Source organism: Curtobacterium sp. PhB190, assembly GCF_004365385.1.
GTDB lineage: Bacteria > Actinomycetota > Actinomycetes > Actinomycetales > Microbacteriaceae > Curtobacterium.
Genome location: NZ_SODN01000001.1, coordinates 313,443 through 337,397, shown reverse-complemented (window position 1 = coordinate 337,397; position 23,955 = coordinate 313,443). Strand labels below are relative to the sequence as shown.

At 70.4% G+C, this 23,955-nt stretch carries 18 protein-coding genes; 11 read left to right on the top strand and 7 right to left on the bottom strand.

Translation table 11 applies throughout. From position 1 onward, the window contains the following. Positions 1-115 precede the first annotated feature (115 nt). From EDF47_RS01490 to EDF47_RS01465, 6 genes are all read left to right on the top strand, one after another. Entirely contained in the window at positions 116-1,021 is a 906-nt protein-coding gene (locus EDF47_RS01490) for a sulfurtransferase (RefSeq protein WP_123292706.1), read from the top strand. Next, positions 1,018-1,476 carry a SufE family protein gene (locus EDF47_RS01485; RefSeq protein ID WP_123938160.1) on the top strand — a complete coding sequence of 153 codons (459 nt, stop codon included), beginning with the start codon at positions 1,018-1,020 and terminating at the stop codon, positions 1,474-1,476. Before EDF47_RS01490 ends, EDF47_RS01485 begins: the two co-directional genes overlap by 4 nt. Positions 1,477-1,620: 144 nt before the next feature. Further along, the gene (locus EDF47_RS01480) at positions 1,621-6,996 is read left to right on the top strand and encodes a DUF6531 domain-containing protein (RefSeq protein ID WP_131879928.1); all 5,376 of its coding nucleotides are present in this window, start codon (positions 1,621-1,623) and stop codon (positions 6,994-6,996) included. Then, positions 6,984-7,403 (top strand): DUF6188 family protein, encoded by a 420-nt coding sequence (locus EDF47_RS01475; RefSeq protein ID WP_123938162.1) that lies wholly within the window; start codon positions 6,984-6,986, stop codon positions 7,401-7,403. The genes EDF47_RS01480 and EDF47_RS01475 overlap by 13 nt, the downstream gene beginning before the upstream one ends. A gap of 274 nt (positions 7,404-7,677) precedes the next feature. Beyond that, entirely contained in the window at positions 7,678-8,127 is a 450-nt protein-coding gene (locus tag EDF47_RS01470; protein ID WP_123938163.1) for a hypothetical protein, read from the top strand. Between the two features lie 199 nt (positions 8,128-8,326). Next, on the top strand, positions 8,327-8,686 hold the full coding sequence (locus EDF47_RS01465; RefSeq protein ID WP_123938164.1) for a hypothetical protein: 360 nt from the start codon (positions 8,327-8,329) through the stop codon (positions 8,684-8,686). A gap of 128 nt (positions 8,687-8,814) precedes the next feature. Here the strand turns inward: EDF47_RS01465 and EDF47_RS01460 are convergent, their stop codons facing one another. After that, the gene (locus EDF47_RS01460; RefSeq protein ID WP_165918834.1) at positions 8,815-10,038 is read right to left on the bottom strand and encodes an alpha/beta fold hydrolase; all 1,224 of its coding nucleotides are present in this window, start codon (positions 10,036-10,038) and stop codon (positions 8,815-8,817) included. A 23-nt stretch (positions 10,039-10,061) separates the two neighbouring features. Between EDF47_RS01460 and EDF47_RS01455 the strand changes: the two genes are divergently transcribed. The 4 genes from EDF47_RS01455 to EDF47_RS01440 all read left to right on the top strand — a co-directional run bounded on the left by EDF47_RS01455 (position 10,062) and on the right by EDF47_RS01440 (position 15,385). Beyond that, complete coding sequence (locus EDF47_RS01455) at positions 10,062-10,643, top strand: DUF3000 domain-containing protein (RefSeq protein WP_123938166.1); 582 nt, start codon at positions 10,062-10,064, stop codon at positions 10,641-10,643. A gap of 71 nt (positions 10,644-10,714) precedes the next feature. Further along, on the top strand, positions 10,715-11,896 hold the full coding sequence (locus tag EDF47_RS01450; RefSeq protein ID WP_123938445.1) for an HRDC domain-containing protein: 1,182 nt from the start codon (positions 10,715-10,717) through the stop codon (positions 11,894-11,896). Positions 11,897-12,023: 127 nt separating this feature from the next. After that, positions 12,024-13,244: a thiolase family protein gene (locus tag EDF47_RS01445; RefSeq protein ID WP_123292696.1), complete on the top strand. Its 1,221-nt coding sequence runs from the start codon at positions 12,024-12,026 to the stop codon at positions 13,242-13,244. Further along, complete coding sequence (locus EDF47_RS01440) at positions 13,241-15,385, top strand: 3-hydroxyacyl-CoA dehydrogenase NAD-binding domain-containing protein (protein WP_131879926.1); 2,145 nt, start codon at positions 13,241-13,243, stop codon at positions 15,383-15,385. Before EDF47_RS01445 ends, EDF47_RS01440 begins: the two co-directional genes overlap by 4 nt. Before the next feature lie 147 nt (positions 15,386-15,532). Here EDF47_RS01440 and EDF47_RS01435 read toward each other — a convergent pair whose 3' ends face one another. The 6 genes from EDF47_RS01435 to dut all read right to left on the bottom strand — a co-directional run bounded on the left by EDF47_RS01435 (position 15,533) and on the right by dut (position 23,447). Next, positions 15,533-16,267 (bottom strand): hypothetical protein, encoded by a 735-nt coding sequence (locus tag EDF47_RS01435; protein ID WP_123938168.1) that lies wholly within the window; start codon positions 16,265-16,267, stop codon positions 15,533-15,535. Positions 16,268-16,335: 68 nt separating this feature from the next. After that, positions 16,336-18,267 (bottom strand): 1-deoxy-D-xylulose-5-phosphate synthase, encoded by a 1,932-nt coding sequence (gene dxs / locus EDF47_RS01430; protein WP_123938169.1) that lies wholly within the window; start codon positions 18,265-18,267, stop codon positions 16,336-16,338. Between the two features lie 200 nt (positions 18,268-18,467). Beyond that, entirely contained in the window at positions 18,468-21,284 is a 2,817-nt protein-coding gene (gene acnA / locus EDF47_RS01425; RefSeq protein WP_123292691.1) for an aconitate hydratase AcnA, read from the bottom strand. A 129-nt stretch (positions 21,285-21,413) separates the two neighbouring features. After that, complete coding sequence (locus EDF47_RS01420; RefSeq protein ID WP_133936646.1) at positions 21,414-22,196, bottom strand: DUF3159 domain-containing protein; 783 nt, start codon at positions 22,194-22,196, stop codon at positions 21,414-21,416. A gap of 25 nt (positions 22,197-22,221) precedes the next feature. Further along, positions 22,222-22,959 (bottom strand): DUF3710 domain-containing protein, encoded by a 738-nt coding sequence (locus tag EDF47_RS01415; RefSeq protein ID WP_228505736.1) that lies wholly within the window; start codon positions 22,957-22,959, stop codon positions 22,222-22,224. After that, positions 22,956-23,447: a dUTP diphosphatase gene (gene dut, locus EDF47_RS01410; protein ID WP_133936647.1), complete on the bottom strand. Its 492-nt coding sequence runs from the start codon at positions 23,445-23,447 to the stop codon at positions 22,956-22,958. The genes EDF47_RS01415 and dut overlap by 4 nt, the downstream gene beginning before the upstream one ends. A 66-nt stretch (positions 23,448-23,513) precedes the next feature. Here dut and EDF47_RS01405 point away from each other — a divergent pair, with 66 nt between their 5' ends. Further along, the gene (locus tag EDF47_RS01405; protein ID WP_123938171.1) at positions 23,514-23,951 is read left to right on the top strand and encodes a DUF3093 domain-containing protein; all 438 of its coding nucleotides are present in this window, start codon (positions 23,514-23,516) and stop codon (positions 23,949-23,951) included. Positions 23,952-23,955: the final 4 nt, after the last annotated feature.

Here is a 23,955-nt window from a genome sequence, read left to right as displayed (position 1 = left end):
AAGTCGTGCGGTGTCACGTTGCGGCTGGGGCACGGTACGTCCGCGTACCGTTGCCCACAGGCACCGACGACCGATCCTAGTCCGGTGCCGGATGACCACCTGGAGGTAGCCCACCATGACCGCACCGGTCGACCCGTCCGAGAAGTTCACCGCCTACGCCCACCCGGAGCGTCTCGTCTCCACCGAGTGGCTGCAGGAACAACTGGACGCCCACACCCCCGACCTGGTCGTCGTCGAGTCCGACGAGGACGTCCTGCTCTACGAGACCGGACACATCCCCGGCGCGGTCAAGATCGACTGGCACACCGACCTCAACGACCCGGTGCAGCGCGACTACATCGACGGCGAGGCGTTCGCCGAGCTGCTCGGCAGCAAGGGCATCGGCCGCGAGACCACCGTCGTGGTCTACGGCGACAAGAACAACTGGTGGGCCGCGTACGCCCTCTGGGTCTTCTCGCTGTTCGGCCACGAGGACGTCCGCCTGCTCGACGGTGGCCGCGCGAAGTGGATCGCCGAGGACCGCGCCCTCACCACCGACGAGACCGTCGTCACGCCGGCCGAGTACCCGGTCGTCGACCGGATCGACACCGAGATCCGCGCCTACAAGGACGACGTGCTCGCCCACCTCGGCAAGCCCCTCATCGACGTGCGCAGCCCGGGCGAGTACGACGGTTCCCGCACCACCGCGCCCGACTACCCGGAAGAGGGTGCGCTGCGCGGCGGCCACGTCCCCACCGCGGTGAACATCCCGTGGGCGACCGCCGCCGCACCGGACGGCACCTTCAAGCCGCGCGCCGAACTCGACGCCATCTACCGCGAGGGCGCCGGCATCGGCGATGCGGACGAGGTCATCGCGTACTGCCGCATCGGCGAGCGGTCGAGCCACACCTGGTTCGTCCTCCAGCACCTGCTCGGCTACGACAGCGTCCGCAACTACGACGGCTCGTGGACCGAGTGGGGCAGCGCCGTCCGCGTCCCGATCGTGCAGGGCGCGGAGCCGGGTACAGTTCCGAACCGATGAACGACAGCACCGAGGCCACCCTCCCCGCCACCCTCGCCGAGATCCGCGACGACTTCCTCGCCCTGGGCCAGAAGGACCGCCTGCAGCTCCTCCTCGAGTTCTCGAACGAGCTGCCCGCGCTGCCCGAACGGCTGCAGGGGCACGAGGACGAACTCGAACGGGTCGAGGAGTGCCAGTCCCCCGTGTTCATCACGGTGACCGTGGGCGAGGACGGCGACGCACTCGACGTCGTCCGCATGCACGCGACCGCGCCGCGCGAGGCGCCGACCACGCGCGGCTTCGCCTCCATCCTCGCGCAGGGCCTGAGCGGCCTGACGGCAGCGCAGGTGCTCGCCGTGCCGGCGGACTACCCGCTGACCATCGGCCTGTCCGAGGCGGTCAGCCCGCTGCGGATCCGCGGCATGGTGGGCATGCTCGGACGCGTGCAGCGTCAGGTGCAGGCTGCGGTGTCGTAGACGCGACCGGAAAGCGGACGGGAGGCCCGTGGCGGATCCGCCACGGGCCTCCCGTCCATCTCCCCTCGGCACGCATGCCGTCCTCTGGAATTTCAGTCCGGATCCGTGCCAGGATGGTGCGGTCAGCACCAGGGGGGAATGACGATGGCGAAGATCCACGGGAACGATCCGACCGGCTACTCGTACAGCGCGGCGGATGCACTCAAGTCGGCTTCGACGGCGCTCGCGTCGTCGATCGACGGCCAGTCCGGGTCGCGGTCGTCATCGGTGACGACTGCGCGTGCGGAGTTCCGGGGCTACTTCTCCGAGGTCTTCGCGGACAACGCCGACATCGCCTCGCGCAGCGCGACGAAGCTCGTCGAGTCGCTGCAGAGCCTGTCGGGGTTCGTGCAGCAGCTGCGCGACGCCGCGAAGGACGAGGACGACCGGCGGAAGCAGGCGAAGGCGTGGGACGCCCGCAAGCGTGAACGCGAGGAGAACTTCCTCGTCGCCGCCGGGCACGAGGTCTCGACGTGGTTCGGCGGGGGCGACGACCCGAAGCCTCCGGAGCCCGAGCCGGAGCCACGACTGCAGGCGGACGAGGTCAGCGTCACGGGGCGGGAGTTCCCGGCGGGCGGCGGGACCAGCGGTGGGACGTCGTCCGCCGTCCCCGCGGACCTCCGCTCCTTCGAGGCGACCACCCGGACGCTCGACGCCGATCTGTCCGGCGCCGTCTCGACGTTCCGGAACGCCCTGAGCGACTACGAGGCCGAGTGCAACCCGTGCTGGGGCACCCTGAACGCCCAGTCGCTGCTGACCGCGGTGAACGACTGGCTCACGGCGAACGGGAAGGACGCCGACTGGGCGGGCACCGTCGCAGCGCAGTTCGAGGCCGCCGGTGGCGGTGCCGGGCCTGCGACGCTGTCGGACGCGGCGATCGCGGCCGCGCTGTCCTCGGCGGGGATCGACGCAGGTCGCGACGACTTCACCATCGGGCCGTTCTCGGCGATGGGGACGCCCCCGACCAACGGGTTCGCCGACGACCCGGTCAACACGGCCACCGGCAACTTCCTCGAGCCCGAGACCGACCTGTCCTTCGCGGGGCAGGCCGCGTCGCTCCGGCTCACCCGCATGTACAACTCACTCGACGGCCGCGTCGGGGTGTTCGGACTCGGGTGGTCCTCCATCCTCGACATCCGGCTCGAGGTCAGCGACGAGGCCGCCTCGGTCGTGCTGGACGACGGCCGGCAGGTCGACTTCCCACGGCAGGGGGACGGGTGGAGCCGCGGCGTCGGCGAGGACCTGTGGCTCCGGGCCGAGCAGGACTCGCTCGTCGTGCGGGACAACGCCGGCGGCCGGTGGGCGTTCACGCCGTCCGGACTGTGGCTGAGCAGTGCGCGTGGAGCGGGCACCGCCGTGACCGTGCGACGCGACGAGCACGATCGGATCACGCGGCTCGCGCACGTGTTCGGGCGGTTCGTCGACATCGAGTACAGCGGCGACCGGGTGGCGTCCGCGACGGCGTCGGACGGGCGCCGCGTCGAGTACCACTACGACGAGGGCCGCCGGCTGGTCCGGGCGACCGACGCCGTCGGCAGTCGCCGGTACCGCTGGAACGCGGACGGCCTGATCGACCGGGTGACCGCTGCGACGGGAGTCGTCGAGTGCGAGAACACCTACGACGACCGCGGCCGGGTCGTCGAGCAGCGCACACCGTTCGGTCGACGGGTCCGGTTCTCGTACCTGCCGGGTCGGGTCACCTCGGTCTCCGACATCGACGGGGTCCACGCGAACACCTGGATCGCCGACCGGAAGGGCCGCGTCGTCGGGATCATCGACACCGACGGGCAGCGCCAGTCGATGTCGTACGACCCGCACGGCAACCTCGTCTCGGTGACCGAGCGCGATGGTCAGGTGACCGTCCACGGGTACGACGACCGCGGGCGTCGGGTCCGGACCGTGACGCCGGAGGGCGCCGATCTGACCTTCGGGTACGACGAGCAGGACCGCATGACCACGGTGGTCACCGCGAACGGTGGGGTCGTCGAGTACGGGTACACGGGCGACGACCGGAACCCGTCCGTCGTCATCGACCCTGTCGGCGGTCGCACGCTGCTCGAGTGGCGGGACGGCGTGCTCGTCCGCACCACCGATCCGACGGGCGTCGTCGTCACGTTCCACCACGACGCGTCCGGTGAGCTCGTCGGCGTCGAGAACGCCGTCGGCGACACCGCACGTCTGATGCGCGACGCCGGAGGCAGGATCGTCGAGGCCGTCACGCCGCTCGGCAACCGGACCCGGTACCGCTACGACGCCGCCGGGCTGCTTACCGCGCGCGAGGACCCGGACGGGGGACTGTGGCGGTTCGAGCACGGCGACGGCGGTCGGGTCACGGCGACGATCGACCCGACCGGTGCCCGCACGGAAGTCACCTACGGTCCACACGGCGAGGTCGTCTCCACCACGGACCCCCTCGGTCGCGTCGTCGCGAAGGACTTCGACGCGTTCGGCAACGTGTCGACGATGACCCTGCCCGACGGTGCCGAGTGGGCGTTCGTGCACGACGCGCTCTCCCGGCTCGAAGCCGTGGTCGACCCGGCCGGTGGCACCTGGGAGCGGGAGTACGACGCGGTCGGAGCCCTCGGCGCCACCGTCGACCCGACCGGTGTCCGCACTGAGGTCGGGCGCTCGCGCGCGGACGGCGTCTCCACGGTCCGCGACGCCTTCGACGCCGTGTCCGTGACGACCGACGAGTTCGGGCGTCCGACCCGGCTCGAGCACGCGGATTCCTCTGCTGAGCTGACGACGTACGACGCGTGCGGCCGCCCGGTCGAGCTCGTCGACGCGAACGGTGGCCTCGCCCGCATCGAACGTGACCTCGCCGGACGCGTCGTCGCCGTCACCACCCCGGCGGGCCGCACCACCCGGTACGAGTACGACGCGTGCGGCCGACCGGTCTCCGCGATCGATCCCGCCGGCGCACGCACCACGCTGACCTACGACGCCGATTCGCGGGTCGTCGCGCGCACCCTGCCGACCGGCGAGGTCGCACGCACCGAGTACGACCGCCAGGGCCGGGTCGTCCACGCCGACGTCCCCGGGGTCGGCACCGTCCGGTACCGGTACGACCGGGTCGGTCGCGTGGTCTCGGCGCGGGACACCCGCTTCGGCCAGCGGACCTTCCGGTACGACGCCGCAGGACAGCTCGTCGCTGCGGTGAACGGGCTCGGCGGCACCACCCGCTACGAGCACGACCAGCGTGGACGCCTCGTCCGCACCGTCGATCCGCTGGGTGGCGTGACCGTCCGGACGTACACGCAGCTCGACAACGTGGCCTCGTCCACCGATCAGCTCGGGCGCACGACGACGGCGACCTACGACCCCGCCGGACGACAGCTCACCCAGACCGACCCGGACGGCACCGTGCTGCGGTGGGAGTACGACGCAGCCGGTCGGGAATCCGCGCAGTACGCCGGCGACCGTCTGATCGGCCGCATCGACCGCGATGCCCGCGCCCGCACGGTGACGATCACCGATGAGACCCGTCCGGACTCCCCCACTGCCCACGTCCTCGAGTTCAGCCGGCTGGGGCAGCTCGTCCGACGCTCGACCGGCGCCCGGGAAACGCGGTGGACCAACGATGCCGACGGGCTCCGCACCTCGGTGCAGTCCCCCGACGGGTCCACGACCCGGTACACGCACGACGCCACCGGACGGGTCGTCCGGGTCGAGCACTCGGTCTTCGGCGAGGTCCGGTACGAACACGACCCGGCAGGCCAGCTCCTGCAGGCCCGCGCCGGCGATCAGTTGCAGACCTGGGAGTACGCGAACGGACACGTCGTCCGGCACGCGCGCATCGACTCGGACGGCACGCACCTCAGCACCATCGGGCGCGACGCCGACGGGCGCATCACCCGGGTCGACGGACCCGGCGGGAGCACCACCTACGAGCACGACGATGCCGCGCAGCTGGTGGCGTCCGTCCAGGACGGCAGTCGCACGGGCTGGGTCTACGACGCAGCAGGTCGCCTGGTCGAGGAACGAACGGACTCCGGGGCCCGACGGTTCTCGTACGACGCCGCCGGACAGCTGACCAGGGTCGACGCTCCGGACGGGGCGCCCGAGGCGGAGTACGCCTACGACGGCGCAGGTCGACGGATCCAGACGGTCCGAACGGACGGCGTCGCGACCACGTACCGCTGGGCCCCGCAGGGTCACCTCACCGGGGTGGCGGAGACCACCGCGGCGGGCAGCACCACGACCGACCTGCACGTCGACGCCCTCGGTGAACTCGCCGATGTCGACGGCGTCCCGATCGACTGGGACACCGCCGCGTTCGCGCCGACGCTCCTCGCTGTCGGCGACACCCCGGTCGTCCGCGCTCCCGGTGGTCTCACGGGGGTGGGCGACGGGTGGGCAACCAGCGGTCGGCGCACCACGAGAGCAGCCGACGACGCCGACCCGTGGCAGACGCTCCTCGACCTCGGCGGCTCCGGCCTGCCCGGCGGGATCGCCCTCGGCGCCGACGGTTCGCTGCAGGTCGCCGGCTTGGAGTGGATGGGTGCCCGCGCCTACGACTCGTCGTCGCGCGGCTTCCTGTCCATCGACCCGGTCACCGCGCCCGCCGGAGCAGCCTGGGCGGGCAACCCCTACTCGTTCGCCGGCAACGATCCGCTGCACGCCATCGACCCGCTCGGTCTCGCGCCCGTTACCGACGCGGAACTGGAGGCCTACGCGGCGGCCGAACAGGGTCCGCTCGCCCGGGCCGCCGCGGCCACCGGTGACTGGTTCGCGGACAACTGGGAGTACGTCGCCGGCGGCGCGATGGTCGTTGCGGGCGGTGTGCTCGTCGCCACCGGTGTCGGCGGTCCGGTCGGCGCGATGCTCATCAGCGCCGGTGCCGACACCATCATCCAGAAGGCCACCACCGGCGAGGTGAACTGGGGCCAGGTGGCCGTCAGCGGGGCCTTCGGTGCCGTCGGCGGTGGTGCCGGAGCCCTGATCGGGAAACACCTGCTCGGGAACGCGGCAGAAGGAGCGGTCGAGAACGTCGCGAACTACGCGGTGAGTGGCCAGCCGGTGACCCCGGGTGGTCTGCTCCGGAACGCGGCCGAAGGTGCCGCGACGTCGGCGGCCACCGGCGGCACGATGTCGAAGGTGCACCTGCCGACCGCGGTGAACAAGTTGGACGACCTCGCGCCGACCCCGCCTGTCAACGTCCTCCCGTCGAGCGGGAAGACGTTCGTCGTGACGCCACAGGGGACGGCCTACGACATCCCTGCTGGTTGGGACATCGGACCGGCTCGGACCAACCGAGGGCTCGTTGCGCAAGATCCTGCTTCTGCAGCGAACCCGGGCATGCACGACGATGCCAACATGATCCGGGTGATGGAACCCACCGAACGGTATCCGAACGGCTACAGCCGTTACAGCAACGACTACGGGCAATGGCTCGATCCCCGAACGGGGAAGCCCGGCTCAAAGCCGGACAGCCATGTTCCCAGTGAGCACCAGGGAGAGTACCTCGGATGGCCGAACTGACCGCAAATGACGTTCACCTCGCACTCGTCGGCGAGACTGTCGACCTCATCTGGATCGACTTCAGGCTCACCCTCGCGTTCTCGAACCGGAGCATGGTCTCGTTCGAGACCACCTTCGCGATCAGGGATACGGATGGTGTGACGGTCTCGGTGGATCCGGAAGACAAGGATTCCCTGCTCCCCGCTCTCCATCTCCACACACAGAACGTCACGGGAGCTCGGATCGACGAAAGTGCGCTCGAAATCACATTCTCATCGGGAACGACTCTTCGAGCAGAACCGGACGACGATTACGAATCGTGGCATTACTCCGGCCCTGAGACGCCACCGGTCAGAGCGACCGCTCTCGGAGGTGGCAACCTGTTCATCTCGATACCTGGTGACGGCACTCCGATCGAGCGCGGTTGAGCTGAGCTGAGGATGGCCGCGCAGCCAGATGCCTCGACCAGACGAGGTCCGGAACCGACACAACCCATCGTCGGCGGAGATCCGACGGTGACGGACGCACCCCCGGACATCTCGATCGGCCATCTCCGAGCGGTCACCAACGATTCGACTGTGGAGCTCCATCCGGCGGACCTACTCGAAGCAGGAGCCGAACCTCGTACCGTTCATCGACCCACTCGAAGCCCTCGGGGAGGAGGACGTCCTGATCTGTCAGGTCGAGCACGGCGATGAACTGGTGACCGTGGTGCTCTTCGCGACGGATCGAACGCTCGTGGCGGCCACGGCGATCGACCGATTCGTCGGTCTCGTCCACATCACCGTCGAGGAGCTGTGCGCGCGCCTCCGTGTGTCGAACGCCCCGGGGGTGGAACTGGCGCTCGAGGTGGCATCGCAGTGTCGGTCCGAGGAGCGGGTCCGCATCTTCGAGCAGGGCGCGCTGTCGACGGCACGGACGTTCCTGACGAAGTACACGATGGCCGCCGAGAAGGGCTTCGACGTCCGTGGACTCGACGGGTTCGCACGTGCGCTTGTGCCGCTCGGTAGCGAGCAGCCGGGGTTCTGCACCGTGCAGGCTGACGCCGCGGTCGCGATCACCGCGTTCACGCCCGGCAGGATCGACGTCCTCGCCGCCATGAGCGTCGGCGGGCTCTCGCCCCAGACAGGAACGACCGAGGAGAACGGATGACCACGACAGTGCCGAGCGACCTGGGGATGGTCACGCACACGATCCCCGCTGATCACGTCGCGTTACCCGACCTCGTGCAGTTCTTCGCGGGCTCGAAACACTAGGGCTCGAAACGCCAGGGCGCGAGACACCAGGCCTCGATTCAACCGAGCTCGTCTGGGTCCTCACGACGCTGTCCGCCGTCACGTCCCCTGACCATTTGGTCGAGGCGCTCCCCCTCGAACGCCGTGTCAACACGGCGGAGGACCCAGGGCTCATCCTCAACCAAGCCGAGGCGACGGACATCGCCGACAGCATCTGGCAGCTCATCGACGGCGAGTTCCTCGGGTACCTCCCTGGCACGGACCTGACCGACGAGACGAACCTGGTCGTCCGCATCGACGCGTTCGACAGCGGCGAATGGACCGTGACGGTCCGACCGCCGCTCACGACGATGAGCGATGCCTTCGACCGGACGCACGGCCCAGCGCAGCCCGGCCGACCGGCGACTCGTCTCGAGGAGGTCGGGCCTCGCCAGCAGACGACGAACGGAACGAGTGCCACACCGGCCGCTTCGTGAGCAGAAAGGGTCGAGTGCGCGACGGTGATCCGACCATTTCTGCTCACTATGCGACCGAACGGACGCAAGGGCAGACGGGAGGCCCGTGGCGGATCCGCCACGGGCCTCCCGTCCGTCTGTCCCTGCGTCTACCGCGCGCTGGCCGCCCCGCGACGCTGGACCACCTCGGTGAGCCACGCGAGGATGCGGGCGTCGAACCAGTCGGCGTCGTGGTTCCAGAGCTTGGTGTGCCGGGCCGTGGTCTGCACCTCGAGCCGTACCAGGTCGGGTCGGGCGCGTGCGAGGTCGTGCGAGGCCGAGGACGGCACGAACCCGTCGTCGTCGCTGTGCAGCAGGAGGATCGGCACCGTCAGCTCGGCGGACCGGGTGACCATGTCGAGCTCGCGCAGGTCGACCGGCTGCTGCAGGCCGGCGAGCCGGTGCAGCACCGGGGTGCGGAGCAGACGCTGAGCGACCTCGCGAACCGGCCGCGGCAACCCCATCAACTGACTCTGGGACTTGAGCACCGCGTGCCAGTCGACCACGGGCGACTCGAGCACCACGCCGTCGACGAGTCCGGCGAAGCGTGAGCGCAACAGGGTCTGCAGCACGACGGCACCGCCCATCGACCAGCCCATGAGCACGACGCTCTGCGCGTTCTGCGCACTGAGCCACCGGAGGACGGAGTCGATGTCCTCCCACTCGGTGCTGCCGAGGCCGTAGCGGCCGTCGACGCTCGGTGGTGCGACGCCGTCGTTCCGCCACGAGGCGAGCACGACCGAGTAGCCGGCGGCGCGGAAGACGGGGACGGCGCGGATGGTCTCGGCGCGGGTGACACCGCGGCCGTGCACCAGGACGGCCCACGGGGCGTCCGGGTCGTCGGCACGGACGACCCAGGCCGGTGCGGGGCCGTTCGGGGTGGGGATGTCGATGTCCTCGACGGGCACGTCGAGCTCGCCGGGGGTCAGGTAGAACCAGCCGCCCCAGCGACCGCGGCGTGCAGCGGTCGGGTCGCCGGCGTCGATCGCGATGATGCGGCGCGTGACCGTGGTCTCGGTGGTGCCGAGGACCTCGCCGACGCGCATGTGCCCGGTGCCGGCGCCGAACCAGAGCGAGTAGCGACCCTGCAGCTCGGTGTCGGCGGTCCGCTCGATGGTCACCGTCATCCGGACCGGGTCGACGGCGTGGATCGGGACGCGTTCGGTGCGCTTGCGGTCCGGGGTGACGACGGCGCGGGCGACGGCGGCGACGAAGCCACCGATGACGGCCGTCCCCACCGCGGCGGCGGCCAGACCGGCACCGAGGGCGATGAAGCCGGCCGATCGTGCGGTCTCCTGGACGGCGTCCTCGGCGGGTCGCGCGGATCGGGACATGGCCCGGAGCCTAGTCTGCATGTGTGTCCGAAACCCGAGAGCCCGACGCCTTCGCGCGGCTCCGCGCGTTCGTGTCCTCCGGCAGCAGCCGCTCCGAGACCACCGTCACCGAGATCCCCTCGCCCACGCGGATCGCACCGTTCTCGATCGCCCTGGCGGCGGACGTGTCCGGCACCGCGCACGGCGTCGAGTCGGACCTCGGCACCGGACGGTTCATCGCCCTGTACGACCCCGAAGAACCCGAGGGCTGGGGCGGCGCGTTCCGGGTGGTCTCGTTCGCGCAAGCACCACTCGAACCCGAGATCGGTGTCGACGAGTTCGTCGCCGACGTCACGTGGAGCTGGCTCGTCGACGCGCTCGAGACGCACGGTGCCGAGTACGACCACGCTTCGGGCACGGCCACCAAGATCATCTCGCGCGGGTACGGCGACCTCGCCGCACAGGGCGACGGCGCCCAGCTGGAACTCCGCGCGTCGTGGACGCCCCGCGGCGACGACCTCACCGCACACGTCCAGGCATGGCAGGACATCGTCGCCATGCTCGCCGGTCTGCCTCCTGCCTCGGACGGCGTGACCCTGCTGGCCCCGAGGAGGCTCGCCAAGTGACCGACCCCGCCAGTTCGACCCCCGGTGCACCGGACCCCGCGTTCGAGGACTCGCACGAGGCCGTCAAGGTCATCGACTCGCGCGACGACTACCTCGACGCCGTCGCGGCGATCGCCGCCGGTCACGGGCCCGTCGCCGTCGACGCCGAGCGCGCCAGCGGCTACCGCTACTCGCAGCGCGCCTACCTGATCCAGGTGTTCCGTCGCGGTGCCGGTGCGTTCCTGTTCGACCCGATCCCGATCGGCGACTTCTCCGAACTGCAGGCGGCCATCGTCGACGAGGAGTGGCTGTTCCACGCCGCCTCGCAGGACCTGCCCTGCCTGCAGGAGGTGGGTCTCGTCCCGACCCGCATCTTCGACACCGAACTCGGAGCCCGCATCGCCGGGTTCCCCCGCGTCGGTCTCGGCGCCGTCGTCGAGCAGCTGCTCGGGATCACGCTCGCCAAGGCGCACTCGGCAGCGGACTGGTCGACCCGGCCGTTGCCGCAGTCGTGGCTCGTGTACGCGTCGCTCGACGTCGAACTCCTGCCCGACCTGCGTGACGCCCTCGCCGCGAAGCTCGACGAGGCCGGCAAGTCCCGGATCGCGGAAGAGGAGTTCGACGCGGTGCTGCACCGCGCCCCGAAGCCCGTCCGTGCCGAGCCGTGGCGCCGGCTGTCCGGCATGCACGCGCTCCGTGGCGCCCGCGCCCTGGCGATCGCCCGGTCGCTCTGGGTCGCCCGTGACGAGTACGCCCGCGCCGCCGACATCGCTCCGGGGCGCACGATCCCCGACGCCGCTATCGTCGCAGCGGCAGCCGCCGCACCGTCGTCGCGCGCCGAACTCGGCGGCCTGAAGGCCTTCACGGGTCGCGCCAGCCGTTCCGAGCTCGATCGCTGGTGGGCCGCGGTCGACGAAGGCCTGACGACCGAGGACCTGCCGAAGCTCCGCGGATCCGGTGAAGCGACGCTCCCGCCGCCCCGCGCCTGGGCCGACCGCAACCCCGCGGCCGACCGCCGGTACAAGGCCGCACGGGCCGCGGTGACGAAGCGGTCCGAGGAGCTCGACATCCCGCTCGAGAACCTGCTCACGCCGGAGACCCTGCGTGTGGTCTCGTGGGCACCGCCGTCGCCGCCGTCGACCGAGCTGGTCGGGGCCGCCCTCGCCGCACACGAGGCCCGCCCCTGGCAGGTGGAGGAACTCTCCTCGATCATCGCGTCGGCCTTTGTCGCTGCTGCACAGCAGCCCGCGCCGACGGATGACGTCGAGTCGTAGGAACCGCCCAACCGGCATGCGGCCGCCCAGCCTGGGGGCATAGCGTCGGGAGCGTCGCCGGGCGAGGCCCGGCCGGCCGGAGCGACCAGCGTTCCGGCCCGATCGATGAGGATCTGGGAGGCCCGGATTGCCAAAGGCATCAGACGTCGTGTTCGTGGACGGAGTTCGGACACCGTTCGGACGAGCCGGCGAGAAGGGGGTGTTCTGGAAGACCCGGTCCGACGACCTCGCGGTGCACGCGATGCGCGGACTGCTCGACCGGAACGCCTCGCTCGACACCGCAGCGGTGGACGACGTCGCCGTCGCGGCGACCACGCAGCAGGGTGACCAGGGGCTGACCCTCGGCCGCACCGTCGGCATGTTGGCCGGCCTGCCGAAGTCGGTCCCCGGGTACGCGATCGACCGCATGTGCGCCGGTGCCATGACGAGCGTCACGACGCTCGCGGGTGCCATCGCCTTCGGTGCCGCGGACATCGCGATCGCCGGTGGCGTCGAGCACATGGGACGCCACCCGATGGGCTTCAACTCGGACCCGAACCCGCGGTTCATCGCGGAACGCATGGTGTCGAGCGACGCGCTGGTGATGGGGTCCACCGCCGAGCGCCTGCACGACCGCTTCCCGGCGATCACGAAGGACCGCACGGACGCCTACGCCGTCCAGTCCCAGCAGCGCTACGCCGCGGCGTGGGCCGCCGGCAAGCTGCAGCCCGACGTCATCCCGGTCGAGGTGAACAAGGGCGACGGGTGGGACGTCATCAGCACCGACGAGCCGCCGCGTCCGGGCACGACGCTCGAGGCGCTGGCCGCGCTGAAGACGCCGTTCCGCCCGCACGGACGGGTCACCGCCGGCAACGCCGCCGGCCTCAACGACGGCGCGACCATGAGCTTGCTCGCCTCGGCCGAGGGCGCCAAGGAGCACGGCCTGCCCACGAAGATGCGCATGGTCTCGTTCGCCTTCGCCGGCGTCGAGCCCGAGGTCATGGGCGTCGGCCCGGTCCCCGCCACCGACAAGGCGCTGTCGAAGGCCGGCCTGTCGATCGACGACATCGGCCTGTTCGAGATCAACGAGGCGTTCGCGGTGCAGGTGCTCGCGTTCCTCGACAACTACGGCATCGCGCAGGACTCCACGAACGTCAACGCGTGGGGCGGCGCGATCGCCGTCGGCCACCCGCTGGCATCGAGCGGTGTCCGCCTGATGAACCAGCTCGCCGCGCAGTTCGCCGAGCGTCCGGACGTCCAGTACGGCATCACCACGATGTGCATCGGACTCGGCCAGGGCGGCACCGTCATCTGGGAGAACCCCGGCTTCAGCAAGTCCGCAGCACGTTCGGCTCGGAAGGGGGCATGAGCATGACCACCGTCGACACCGACCGTCTGTCCGAACTCAGCGAGGACGAGGTCGTCACGCACTCGTTCGTCAAGCACGTCACGATGCCCTCCGGTGGTACCCTGGCGCTCATCACGCTCGACAACGGCAAGGACTACAAGCGTCCGAGCACCCTCGGGCCGCGGACGCTGCGCGAACTCTCCGGTGTGCTCGACACCCTGAAGACCGAGGCGACGGCCGGCACGATCCAGGGCGTCGCGATCACCGGCAAGGAGTACTGCTTCGCTGCCGGTGCCGACCTGTCGCAGGCAGCGTCCGTGCCGTCGCGGGACGTGGCGCACGACCTCGCGGCCCTCGGCCACGCCACCCTCCGCAAGCTGTCCGACCTCGGCGTGCCGTCGTTCGCGTTCATCAACGGCATCGCCCTCGGCGGCGGGCTCGAGATCGGACTGCACTGCACCTACCGGGTGTTCTCGTCCGCGGCGCAGGGCATCGGCCTGCCCGAGGTCTTCCTCGGCATCATCCCGGGCTGGGGCGGCGCGACGCTGCTCCCCCGTCTGATCGGTCCGGAGCGCGCGCTGCGGGTCATCGTGGAGAACCCCCTCAAGAACAACCGCCTGATGGACGGAGCGGCCGCGGTCGAGATCGGCATCGGCGACGCGCTGATCCCGTCGGTGACGTTCCTGCCGTCAGCCGTCGCGTGGGCCGACGGCGTCATTGCCGGTCGCGTGTCGGTCAAGCGGCCGGGCGAACCGGGCATGCTCGAGAAGGCTGCCTGGGGCACGGTCGTCAAGGTCGCCCGTGGGCAGGTCGCGTCGAAGATCGGGACGGTGCCGAAGTCGCCGTTCCGCGCGCTCGACCTCGTCGCCGCCGCTCGCGGCGGCTCCCTGGACGAACGGTTCGCCGACGAGGACGACGCCCTCGCCGACCTGCTCTCCGGTGACCAGTTCGCCGCGTCGATGTACGCGTTCGACCTGGTGCAGAAGCGTGCGAAGAAGCCCGTCGGTGCTCCGGAGGGTGTCGAGCCGAAGAAGATCACGAAGGTCGGCGTCCTCGGTGCTGGTCTCATGGCATCGCAGTTCGCGCTGCTCTTCGCCCGACGACTCGGCGTCCCCGTCGTGATCACGGATGTCGACCAGTCCCGCGTCGACGCCGGTGTGGAGCGGATCCGCGGTGAGGTCGGCAAGCTGCTCGAGAAGGGGCGGATCTCCCCCGACGACGCGAACCGCATCACCGCACTCGTCAGCGGGTCGGTGTCGTACGACGCCTTCGCCGACGCCGACTGGGTGATCGAGGCCGTCTTCGAGGAGATGAGCGTCAAGCAAGAGGTCTTCCGGAAGATCGAGCAGGTCATCGCGCCGGACGCCATCCTCGCCACCAACACCTCGTCGTTGTCCGTCTCCGAGATGGGCTCGGTGCTGTCCGACCCGTCGCGCCTGGTCGGGTTCCACTTCTTCAACCCGGTCGCCGTGATGCCCTTGCTCGAGGTCGTCCGCACTGCCGACACCTCCGACGAGACGCTCGTCACGGCACTCGCCGTCGCGAAGACCCTCAAGAAGACGGCGATCATCACGGCCGACCAGCCGGGCTTCGTCGTCAACCGGGTGCTCGCACGGGTCCTCGGTGAGGCGATGCGCGGCGTCGAGCAGGGCACCTCGTTCGACGTCGTGGCGGCCGGTGCCGCGCCGCTCGGACTGCCGATGTCGCCGTTCGAACTGCTCGAGCTCGTCGGTCTGCCGGTGGGTGCGCACGTGCTCGACTCGCACCACGCCGCTTGGCCGGAGCGCTTCTACCCCGGTGACGGGCTGAAGAAGATCGCCGAGCACGGGAAGATCCTGACCCGCGACAAGAAGGGCAACGCGACCGGGTACGACCCCGCCGCCGTCAAGCTCGTCGCGCCGTCGAAGAAGGACGCGAAGCCGGTCGACGCCGCCGCGATGCAGCAGCGCTTCGAGGACGCCCTCGCCGACGAGCTGCACCGCATGCTCGAGGACGAGGTCGTCCAGCACGTCGAGGAGATCGACCTCGGCCTGATCCTCGGCGCGGGCTACCCGTTCCAGGCCGGTGGGATCAGCCCCTACCTCGACCGCAGTGGTGCGTCCGAGCGCGTGTTCGGTGGGAGCTTCCACGACCCACTGATCGTCGGCCCGGTTTCCCGGTAGCCGGCGCGAGTCCCCCCCCCCCCGCACAACCGAAGTCACCCCGAACCGCAGATCGCCGTGGTTCGGGGTGACTTCGGTTGTGCGGCACTGATGCGGGCCGCCGCCGCCAGCATCCCCGACGTCCGCCGCCTCCGACAGCGCCCGCCGTCAACCACCGACGCAGTCGTTGCTGCCGCTGAAGCACGGCGGGACCGACGGCCGTGGTGCCGGCGGCTCGGGCGGCTCGTTGTCGTACGACGTGAAGTACGCGGCGCTGTGCGTCACGACGAGCACGTAGTCCGCCCCGCTCGCCCGGACCGCGTCGTCGCGTCCGTCGACGCCGAGACCCGGTGCGGACTGCACGACGGACGACCCCTCCGACTGCCACAGTCCGAGTGACCCGTCCCAACCGCGGACCCGCACGACCGCGAACCGGTCCTGCCCGAGGTCGTTGCCGAGTGCGATCGACTGCCGCCCACCGATGTCGACCAAGTACGGTGTCGAGCCGTCCGGCTGGATCGCCTGTGCCACGAGGTCCTCGTCGGTCAGGCCGCCCGTGCGCAGCGCCGGTCCGGCGATGCGCACCGCGTCGACCGGTGTGGTTGCACCGTCGATCGTGTACACCGCTCCGGCGTCGATCCGACACGTCGTGCCCGAAGCGGGCTGGAAGAACCCGGAGTTGCTCGCGTGGCCGCACGAGTCCGTCCAGGTGGCATCAACCCGGTGGACTGCGGCGGTGCCCTCCCAGTCGACCACACGGTGCATCGTCTGTCTGGCGCCGACCCGGGCATCTGCACCGAGCTCCGGCGTGACCGTGCCGTCGTTCATCGCTGCGCACCCTGAGGACAGCGCCACCACCGCGAGACCGATCGCCACCGCCGTCGTCCTGAACCCCCGTCGCATGCGGCGATCCTGCCAGACGTCCCCGAGGGACATGCCCCTGTCGGCATGCGTGACCCTCCGCGACCCGCCTAGCGGTCGGCGGACTCCCGCGACCGCGCGGGCTTCGCCTGCGGCAACTTCGTCCCGACGACCTGGTCGATCACGTCGCGGGCGATCGCCTGCGCCGTCAGTCCGACGTCGGCGAGGATCTGCGACCGGGTCGCGTGGTCGATGAACTCGTCGGGCAGCCCCAGCTCGTTCACGCCCGTGTCGACCCCGGCGGCCCGCAGGTCCTGCCGGAGTCGGGTCCCGACGCCACCGACGCGCACGCCGTCCTCGATCGTGATGACGAGCCGGTGCGTCCGCGACAGCTCGATGAGCGAGCCCGGGATCGGGACCACCCAGCGCGGGTCGACGACGGTGACGCCGATGCCCTGCGCCTCGAGCAGCGCCGCGGCCTCGAGCGCCGTCGGCACCATGGAGCCGACGGCCACGAAGAGCACGTCCTCGACGCCGTCCGCAGCGGCGTGCAGCACTTCCACACCATCGTGGAGGCGACGGACGGCGGGGATGTCGGGCCCGACCTGGCCCTTCGACCACCGGAGGACGGTGGGGGCGTCGTCGACGGCGATCGCCTCGCGGAACTCCTCGCGCAGGGTTGCTGCGTCACGCGGTGCGGCGATCCGGATGCCGGGCACGACCTGCAGCAACGCGAGGTCCCACATCCCGTGGTGCGATGGTCCGTCCGGTCCGGTGATGCCGGCACGGTCGAGCACGAACGTCACGCCGGCCTTGTGCAGCGCGACGTCCATCAGCACCTGGTCGAAGGCGCGGTTGAGGAAGGTCGCGTAGAGCGCCACCACGGGGTGCAGGCCGCCGTAGGCGAGACCGGCGGCGGTCGTCACGGCGTGCTGCTCGGCGATGCCGACGTCGTACACGCGGTCGGGGTGCTGCTCCTGGAACAGGTGCAGTCCGGTCGGTCGGAGCATCGCTGCCGTGATCGCGACGACACGGGGGTCCGAATCGCCCACAGAAGCCAGGGTCGACGCGAACACCGAGGTCCACGACGGACCCGACGCGGCGTCGAGCGACTCCCCCGTCTCCGGGTCGATGTGCCCGACGGCGTGGAACTGGTCGGCCTGGTCGCGCAGGGCGGGTTCGAACCCGTGGCCCTTCTCGGTGATCGCGTGCACGATCGTCGGGGCGCCGTAGGCCTTCGCCTGCCGGAGCGCTGCCTCCATCGCACGCTGGTCGTGTCCGTTGACCGGCCCGATGTACTTGATGTCGAGGTTCGAGTACAGCGCTTCGTTGTTCGTGAAGCGCGACAGGAACCCGTGCAGCCCCCCGCGCATCCCGCGGTACACGGCCCGGCCGGGAGCACCGAAGCGATCGGCCACGGCCCGGGAGGTCTCGTACAGCGCCCGGTACTCACGCCGCGTGCGCATGGAGCTGAGGAACCGCGCCATGCCGCCGATCGTCGGAGCGTACGAGCGGCCGTTGTCGTTGACGACGATGACCAGGCGGCGGTCGTTGTCGTCCGAGATGTTGTTGAGCGCCTCCCACGTCATCCCACCGGTGAGGGCGCCGTCACCGACCACCGCGACGACGGTGCGGTCGGTCTGTCCGGTCTGCCCGAACGCGCGGGAGATCCCGTCGGCCCAGGACAGGGACGACGACGCGTGCGAGGACTCCACGATGTCGTGCTCGGACTCGCTCCGCTGCGGGTAGCCGGCGATGCCGCCCCGCTCGCGGAGCTTCGAGAAGTCTTGCCGCCCGGTGACGAGCTTGTGCACGTACGACTGGTGCCCGGTGTCGAACACGAAGGGGTCGTTCGGGGAGTCGAACACCCGGTGCATCGCGAGCGTCAGCTCGACCACGCCGAGGTTGGGCCCGAGGTGCCCACCGGTCTTCGCGACCTCGGCCACCAGGAACCTGCGGATCTCGGCGGCGAGTTCGGTCATCTGCACGTCGGAGAGACGCTTCAGGTCGCGCGGCGACGTGATGCTGCTGAGCAGGCTCACGGGCGCTCCTTTCGTGGGGGCTGTCGGCCCACTCTATTCTCGTGGACTCCCATTCAACCGACCTCGCAGGCTCGGTCGGCGCTGGCGCCGCGCGCCGCTGGCGCGTCGCATCATGCGGAGCGCGCGGGAGGCCCGTGGCGGGTTCGCCACGGGCCTCCAGTCCGTCCTGTGGTCGCGTCAGCGACCCGTGCTCGGCTCGCTCAGACGAGCGACCGGAGCACGTACTGCAGGATGCCACCGTTGCGGTAGTAGTCGGCCTCACCCGGGGTGTCGATGCGGACGACCGCGTCGAACTCGACCGGCTGCTTGCCGGCGGGCGAGTGCTCGCTCGGCGTCGCGGTGACGTGCACGGTCTTCGGGGTCCGGCCTTCGTTGAGCTCGGTCAGGCCCGAGATCGAGACGACCTCGGTGCCGTCGAGCCCGAGGGACTCGACCGTCTCGCCCGCCGGGAACTGCAGCGGGACGACGCCCATGCCGATGAGGTTCGAGCGGTGGATCCGCTCGAAGCTCTCGGTGATGACGGCGCGGACGCCGAGCAGGTTCGTGCCCTTGGCCGCCCAGTCGCGCGACGAACCCGAGCCGTACTCCTTGCCACCGAAGATGACGAGCGGGATGCCCTGCTCCTGGTAGTGCTGCGAGGCGTCGTAGATGAACGACTGCTCGCCGTCGGCGGTCGTGAAGTCACGGGTGTAACCGCCCTCCACGCCGTCGAGCAGCTGGTTGCGCAGGCGGATGTTCGCGAACGTGCCGCGGATCATCACCTCGTGGTTGCCGCGACGCGAGCCGTAGGAGTTGAAGTCCTTGCGGTCCACGTCGTGCTCGGCCAGGTACTTGCCGGCCGGGCTGTCCGCCTTGATCGAGCCGGCGGGCGAGATGTGGTCGGTCGTGACCGAGTCACCGAGCTTCGCCAGCACGCGGGCGCCGGAGATGTCGGACACCGCGTCGGGCTGCATGGTCATGCCCTCGAAGTACGGGGGCTTCCGCACGTAGGTCGACTCCTGGTCCCACTCGAAGGTGTCGCCCGTGGGGGTCGGCAGGTTCTTCCAGCGGTCGTCGCCCTCGAACACGGAGCCGTACTCGTGGGTGAACATCTCGGTGTCGATCGACTCGTCGATGACCTGCTGGACCTCGGCCGCGTCGGGCCAGATGTCCTGCAGGTAGACGTCGTTGCCGTCCTGGTCCTTGCCGAGGGCGTCCTTGTCGAAGTCGAAGTGCATCGACCCGGCGAGGGCGTACGCGATGACCAGGGGCGGGGACGCCAGGTAGTTCATCTTGACATCGGGGTTGATGCGCCCCTCGAAGTTGCGGTTGCCCGACAGGACGGCGGTGACGGCCAGGTCGTTGTCCTGCACGGCCTGCGAGATCTCCTCGGGCAGCGGGCCCGAGTTGCCGATGCAGGTGGTGCAGCCGTAGCCGACCGTGTAGAAGCCGAGCTGCTCGAGGTATGTCGTGAGACCGGCCTTCTCGTAGTAGTCGGTGACGACCTTGGAACCGGGGGCGAGCGTCGTCTTGACCCACGGCTTCGAGGTGAGGCCCTTGGCGGCGGCGTTCCGCGCGAGGATGCCGGCCGCCATCATGACGGACGGGTTCGACGTGTTCGTGCACGAGGTGATCGCGGCGATCGCGACGGCACCGTGGTCGATCGTGAACGGGTCGGCCCCGTCCATCGCGACCTTCGTCGGGGCCGAGGCCGTCGACGGGGCGCTCGACACGTAGACGTGCTCGTGCAGGTTGGTGTCCTCGTTGGTCGAGCCCGCGGCGATCGGGTCGGAGGCCGGGAAGGTCTCCTCCACCGCGTCGTCGAGGTCGGTCTGCTCGCTCGGGGTCGTGTAGTTGTTCAGGTCGACCTCGAACTGGTCCTTCGCCTTGGACAGTTCGATGCGGTCCTGCGGACGCTTCGGCCCCGAGATCGACGGCACGACCGTGGAGAGGTCGAGCTCCATGTACTCGGAGTACGCCGGCTCGACCGAGGCGTCGTGCCACAGGCCCTGGGCCTTGGAGTACGCCTCGACCAGGGCGATCTGCGCCTCGTCGCGACCGGTCAGACGCAGGTAGTCGAGCGTGACGTCGTCGACCGGGAAGATCGCCGCGGTCGAGCCGAACTCGGGCGACATGTTGCCGATGGTGGCGCGGTTCGCGAGCGGGACGGCGCTGACGCCCTCGCCGTAGAACTCGACGAACTTGCCGACGACACCGTGCTTGCGGAGTTCCTGCGTGATGGTGAGCACCACGTCGGTCGCGGTCACGCCGGCCGGGATCTCACCGGAGAGCTTGAAGCCGACGACCTTCGGGATGAGCATCGACACCGGCTGGCCGAGCATCGCTGCCTCGGCCTCGATGCCGCCGACGCCCCAGCCGAGCACGCCGAGCCCGTTCACCATCGTGGTGTGCGAGTCGGTGCCGACGAGGGTGTCCGGGTAGGCGTAGGTCTCGCCGTCGAAGTCACGCGTGTAGGTGACCTTCGCCAGGTACTCGATGTTGACCTGGTGCACGATGCCGGTGCCCGGCGGGACGACCTTGAAGTCCTCGAACGCGGTCTGGCCCCAGCGGAGGAACTGGTAGCGCTCTCCGTTCCGCTCGTACTCGAGGTCGGTGTTGCGTTGGAGTGCGTCCGTGCTGCCGAAGAGGTCGGCGATGACCGAGTGGTCGATGACCATCTCGGCCGGGGACAGCGGGTTGATCTTGTTCGGGTCGCCGCCGATGTCCGCCATCGCCTCGCGCATGGTGGCGAGGTCGACGATGCACGGCACGCCCGTGAAGTCCTGCATGACGACGCGCGCCGGCGAGAACTGGATCTCGGTGTCCGGGTCGGCGTCGGGGCGCCAGGAGCCGAGCGCGCGGATCTGCGCCTCGGTGACGTTCTTGCCGTCCTCGGTGCGGAGGAGGTTCTCGAGCAGCACCTTCAGGCTGTACGGGAGCTTCTCGTGCCCGGGCACCGTGTCGATCCGGTGGATCGCGTAGTCGACACCCCCAACCGACAGTGTGTCCTTCGAGCCGAAGCTATTGACTGCAGCCACCGTGCCGCCTCCCTACTGATCGGTTTGCCCTCATCATCGCGGGCCGTGGTCCGTCCCACCAGCAAGGCAAACCTAATCCCGCTGACGCCGGAGCGCCGGACGGGAAAGTCTCTTGATGTCGAGACAACTCTACACCGTGGCGGCGTCGTCCCTCCGCACGAACACGGTGCGCACCAGCAGCCACGTGACCCAGAGCACGGCGGCGTAGAGCGGGACACCGAGGATGAGCTTGAGGCCGGCGAGCAGCTCGACCTGCGCGGTGAGGTAGAGCGGCACCTCGACGGCCAGGCGGAGTGCGAAGAGCCCGACCCAGATCCAGGTGGCGACCGTCAGCACGCGGCGCTTGACCGGGTCGGCGCGCCAGTCGACGTGCGAGCCGTCCTCGTTCGCCGGCAGCAGGAACCCGACGACCAGACCGATGAGCGGCCAGCGGACAGCCAGTGACACCAGGAGCCCGACCAACCACACCGAGTTGATGATGATCCCCGGGATGAAGTTGCTCTCGGCGCGTCCGGTGATGAGGGCGAGGCCGGCCGACACCGCGACGCCGAGGATGCCCGCGAAGGACATCGTCAGCGACTGTCGCTGCACCAGGCGGAGCACGACGAAGACGAGTCCGACGACGACCGGGATCACGACGCTCGGCACGAGCTCCTTCGTGATCGCGTAGACGACGAGGAACGCGAACCCGGGCAGCACCGACTCGGCGAGCCCGCGGATCCCGCCGACGGCTCCGAGCAGCGCGCGCCCGGAGGGCGCCTCGCCAGGGGCGACGCGGGCGATGCCCGCGTTCTGCACCGCGTCGCGGAACTGCGCCGAGAACGACGGCGCAGCGTCAGGGATCCCAGCGGACGCGGGCACGGCTTCGGACCCGGCCGTCTCGGGTCGGTGGGTGTCGTCGTGTTCCGGCACCGTGCCTCCAGGGCGGGTCAGGTCGTCAGATCGCGGTCTGCGTCGACTTCGGCATGTGCAGCGGGATGAGGTCGCGCGGCGGCATCGGCGTCGTGCCGCGCACGACGACGACGCTGCGGAACAGCTCCTCGATCTCGCTCGCGTCGTCGGGCTGCTCGGCGGCCTTGCCGGCGATCACCCCGCGCAGGAACCAGCGCGGGCCGTCGACGCCGACGAAGCGGGCCGGCCGGACGCCGGCGGTGCCGCCGTCGCCGTCGACCGCGACGGGCACGGACGCGCGGAGCTCGGGGCCGAACGGGCCGTCGACCTCGGTCACGACACCGCCCTGGCGCTCGATCTGCTCGGCGATCTGTGCGCGGATCTCGTGCCACAGACCCGTCGAGCGCGGTGCGGCGAACGGCTGGACCTGCAGCGTCGAGTCGTCGTAGTCGAGCCCGACCGCGACGACGCGCTGCGAGCCCTCCTCGACCTCGAGGCGCAGGTGCAGGCCTTCGCGCGGCAGGACCTTCACGCCGCCCAGGTCGACGTACGGACGGACCAGGTTCGCCTCGGTCTCGTCGTGCGGGCCGTTCTCGGCACGGTCCTCGGGTGCGGACTTGTCCGTCGGGGCGACCCCGTCGACCTCGTCGAGGTCCGCGTCGGCGTCCGTCGCGATGTCGACCTCGGGGGTCGTGTCCGCGATCTCGACCTCGTCGGCGACGGCCTCGGCCACCTCGACCTCGGCCACCTCGCCCTCGTCACGCTTGCGTCGACCGAACTTCATGCGCGCGTTCCTTCCTGAACATCATCGGCGGCGCCGGTGCCGGCACCGCTCCGGTCACCGTAGCCGGACGAGCCGAAGCCACCCTGGCCCCGGACGCTGTCGGGGAGTTCCTCGACGTGCGTGTACGTCACCCGCGGCACGGGCATGACGATCAGCTGTGCGATCCGGTCACCCACGTGCACCTCGTACGGCTCGGACCGGTCGGTGTTGAGCAGCGAGACCTTGATCTCACCGCGGTACCCGGAGTCGACCGTGCCCGGGCTGTTGACGATGGTGATGCCGTGCTTGGCGGCGAGCCCGCTGCGCGGGACCACGAACGCGGCGTACCCCTCGGGGAGCGCGATCCGCAGCCCGGTCGCGGCCAGGTGGCGCTCGCCCGGCTGCAGCACGAAGGCCTCGGTCGAGACGAGGTCGGCACCGGCGTCGCCGGGGTGGGCGTGTCCGGGGCGGTTCTCCCCGGTCCAGAGGACGTCGACTGGTTCGGTCACGTGTCGAGGGTAGTGCAGAGACGTGACCCGACCGTGACCTGCCCCGAGTCGTGGTCGAATGGACCCGTGACCCTGTACCGCGAACGACTCTGGGCCCCGCCCGCCCTGTACCTGGCGACGGCGCTCGTCATCCCCGCCACCCTGCTCGTGTTCCTGCCCATCAGCGTGCTCGCCGGTGTGCTCGTGGCGATCGGCATGGAGCTCGGCGTCCTCGTGCTCCTGTGGGCACTCGCACCCACCATCGAGGTCACGGACAGCGAGTTCCGCGCCGGCAAGGCGCACCTCCCCCGCGCACTCGTCGGCAGCGTTGAGGCGTTCGAAGGCGCCGAGGCGACCACGCAGCGCGGCCCGAAGCTCGACGCACGAGCGTGGACGCTCTTCCGCGGCTACGTGCGCGGGGTCGTCAAGGTCGAGGTCCGCGACGACGCCGACCCGACGCCCTACTGGCTGGTCAGCGTCCGGCAGCCCACCAAGGTGGTCGAGGCCATGCAACATACGCGCTGACCTG

What these genes read in the sequence shown, in the direction of transcription:
- EDF47_RS01435 (WP_123938168.1), bottom strand. Translation starts at nt 16,267, where the DNA reads ATGCGACGGGGGTTCAGGACGACGGCGGTGGCGATCGGTCTCGCGGTG.
- EDF47_RS01475 (WP_123938162.1), top strand. Translation starts at nt 6,984, where the DNA reads ATGGCCGAACTGACCGCAAATGACGTTCACCTCGCACTCGTCGGCGAG.
- EDF47_RS01480 (WP_131879928.1), top strand. Translation starts at nt 1,621, where the DNA reads ATGGCGAAGATCCACGGGAACGATCCGACCGGCTACTCGTACAGCGCG.
- EDF47_RS01415 (WP_228505736.1), bottom strand. Translation starts at nt 22,959, where the DNA reads ATGAAGTTCGGTCGACGCAAGCGTGACGAGGGCGAGGTGGCCGAGGTC.
- EDF47_RS01460 (WP_165918834.1), bottom strand. Translation starts at nt 10,038, where the DNA reads ATGTCCCGATCCGCGCGACCCGCCGAGGACGCCGTCCAGGAGACCGCA.
- EDF47_RS01490 (WP_123292706.1), top strand. Translation starts at nt 116, where the DNA reads ATGACCGCACCGGTCGACCCGTCCGAGAAGTTCACCGCCTACGCCCAC.
- EDF47_RS01440 (WP_131879926.1), top strand. Translation starts at nt 13,241, where the DNA reads ATGAGCATGACCACCGTCGACACCGACCGTCTGTCCGAACTCAGCGAG.
- EDF47_RS01485 (WP_123938160.1), top strand. Translation starts at nt 1,018, where the DNA reads ATGAACGACAGCACCGAGGCCACCCTCCCCGCCACCCTCGCCGAGATC.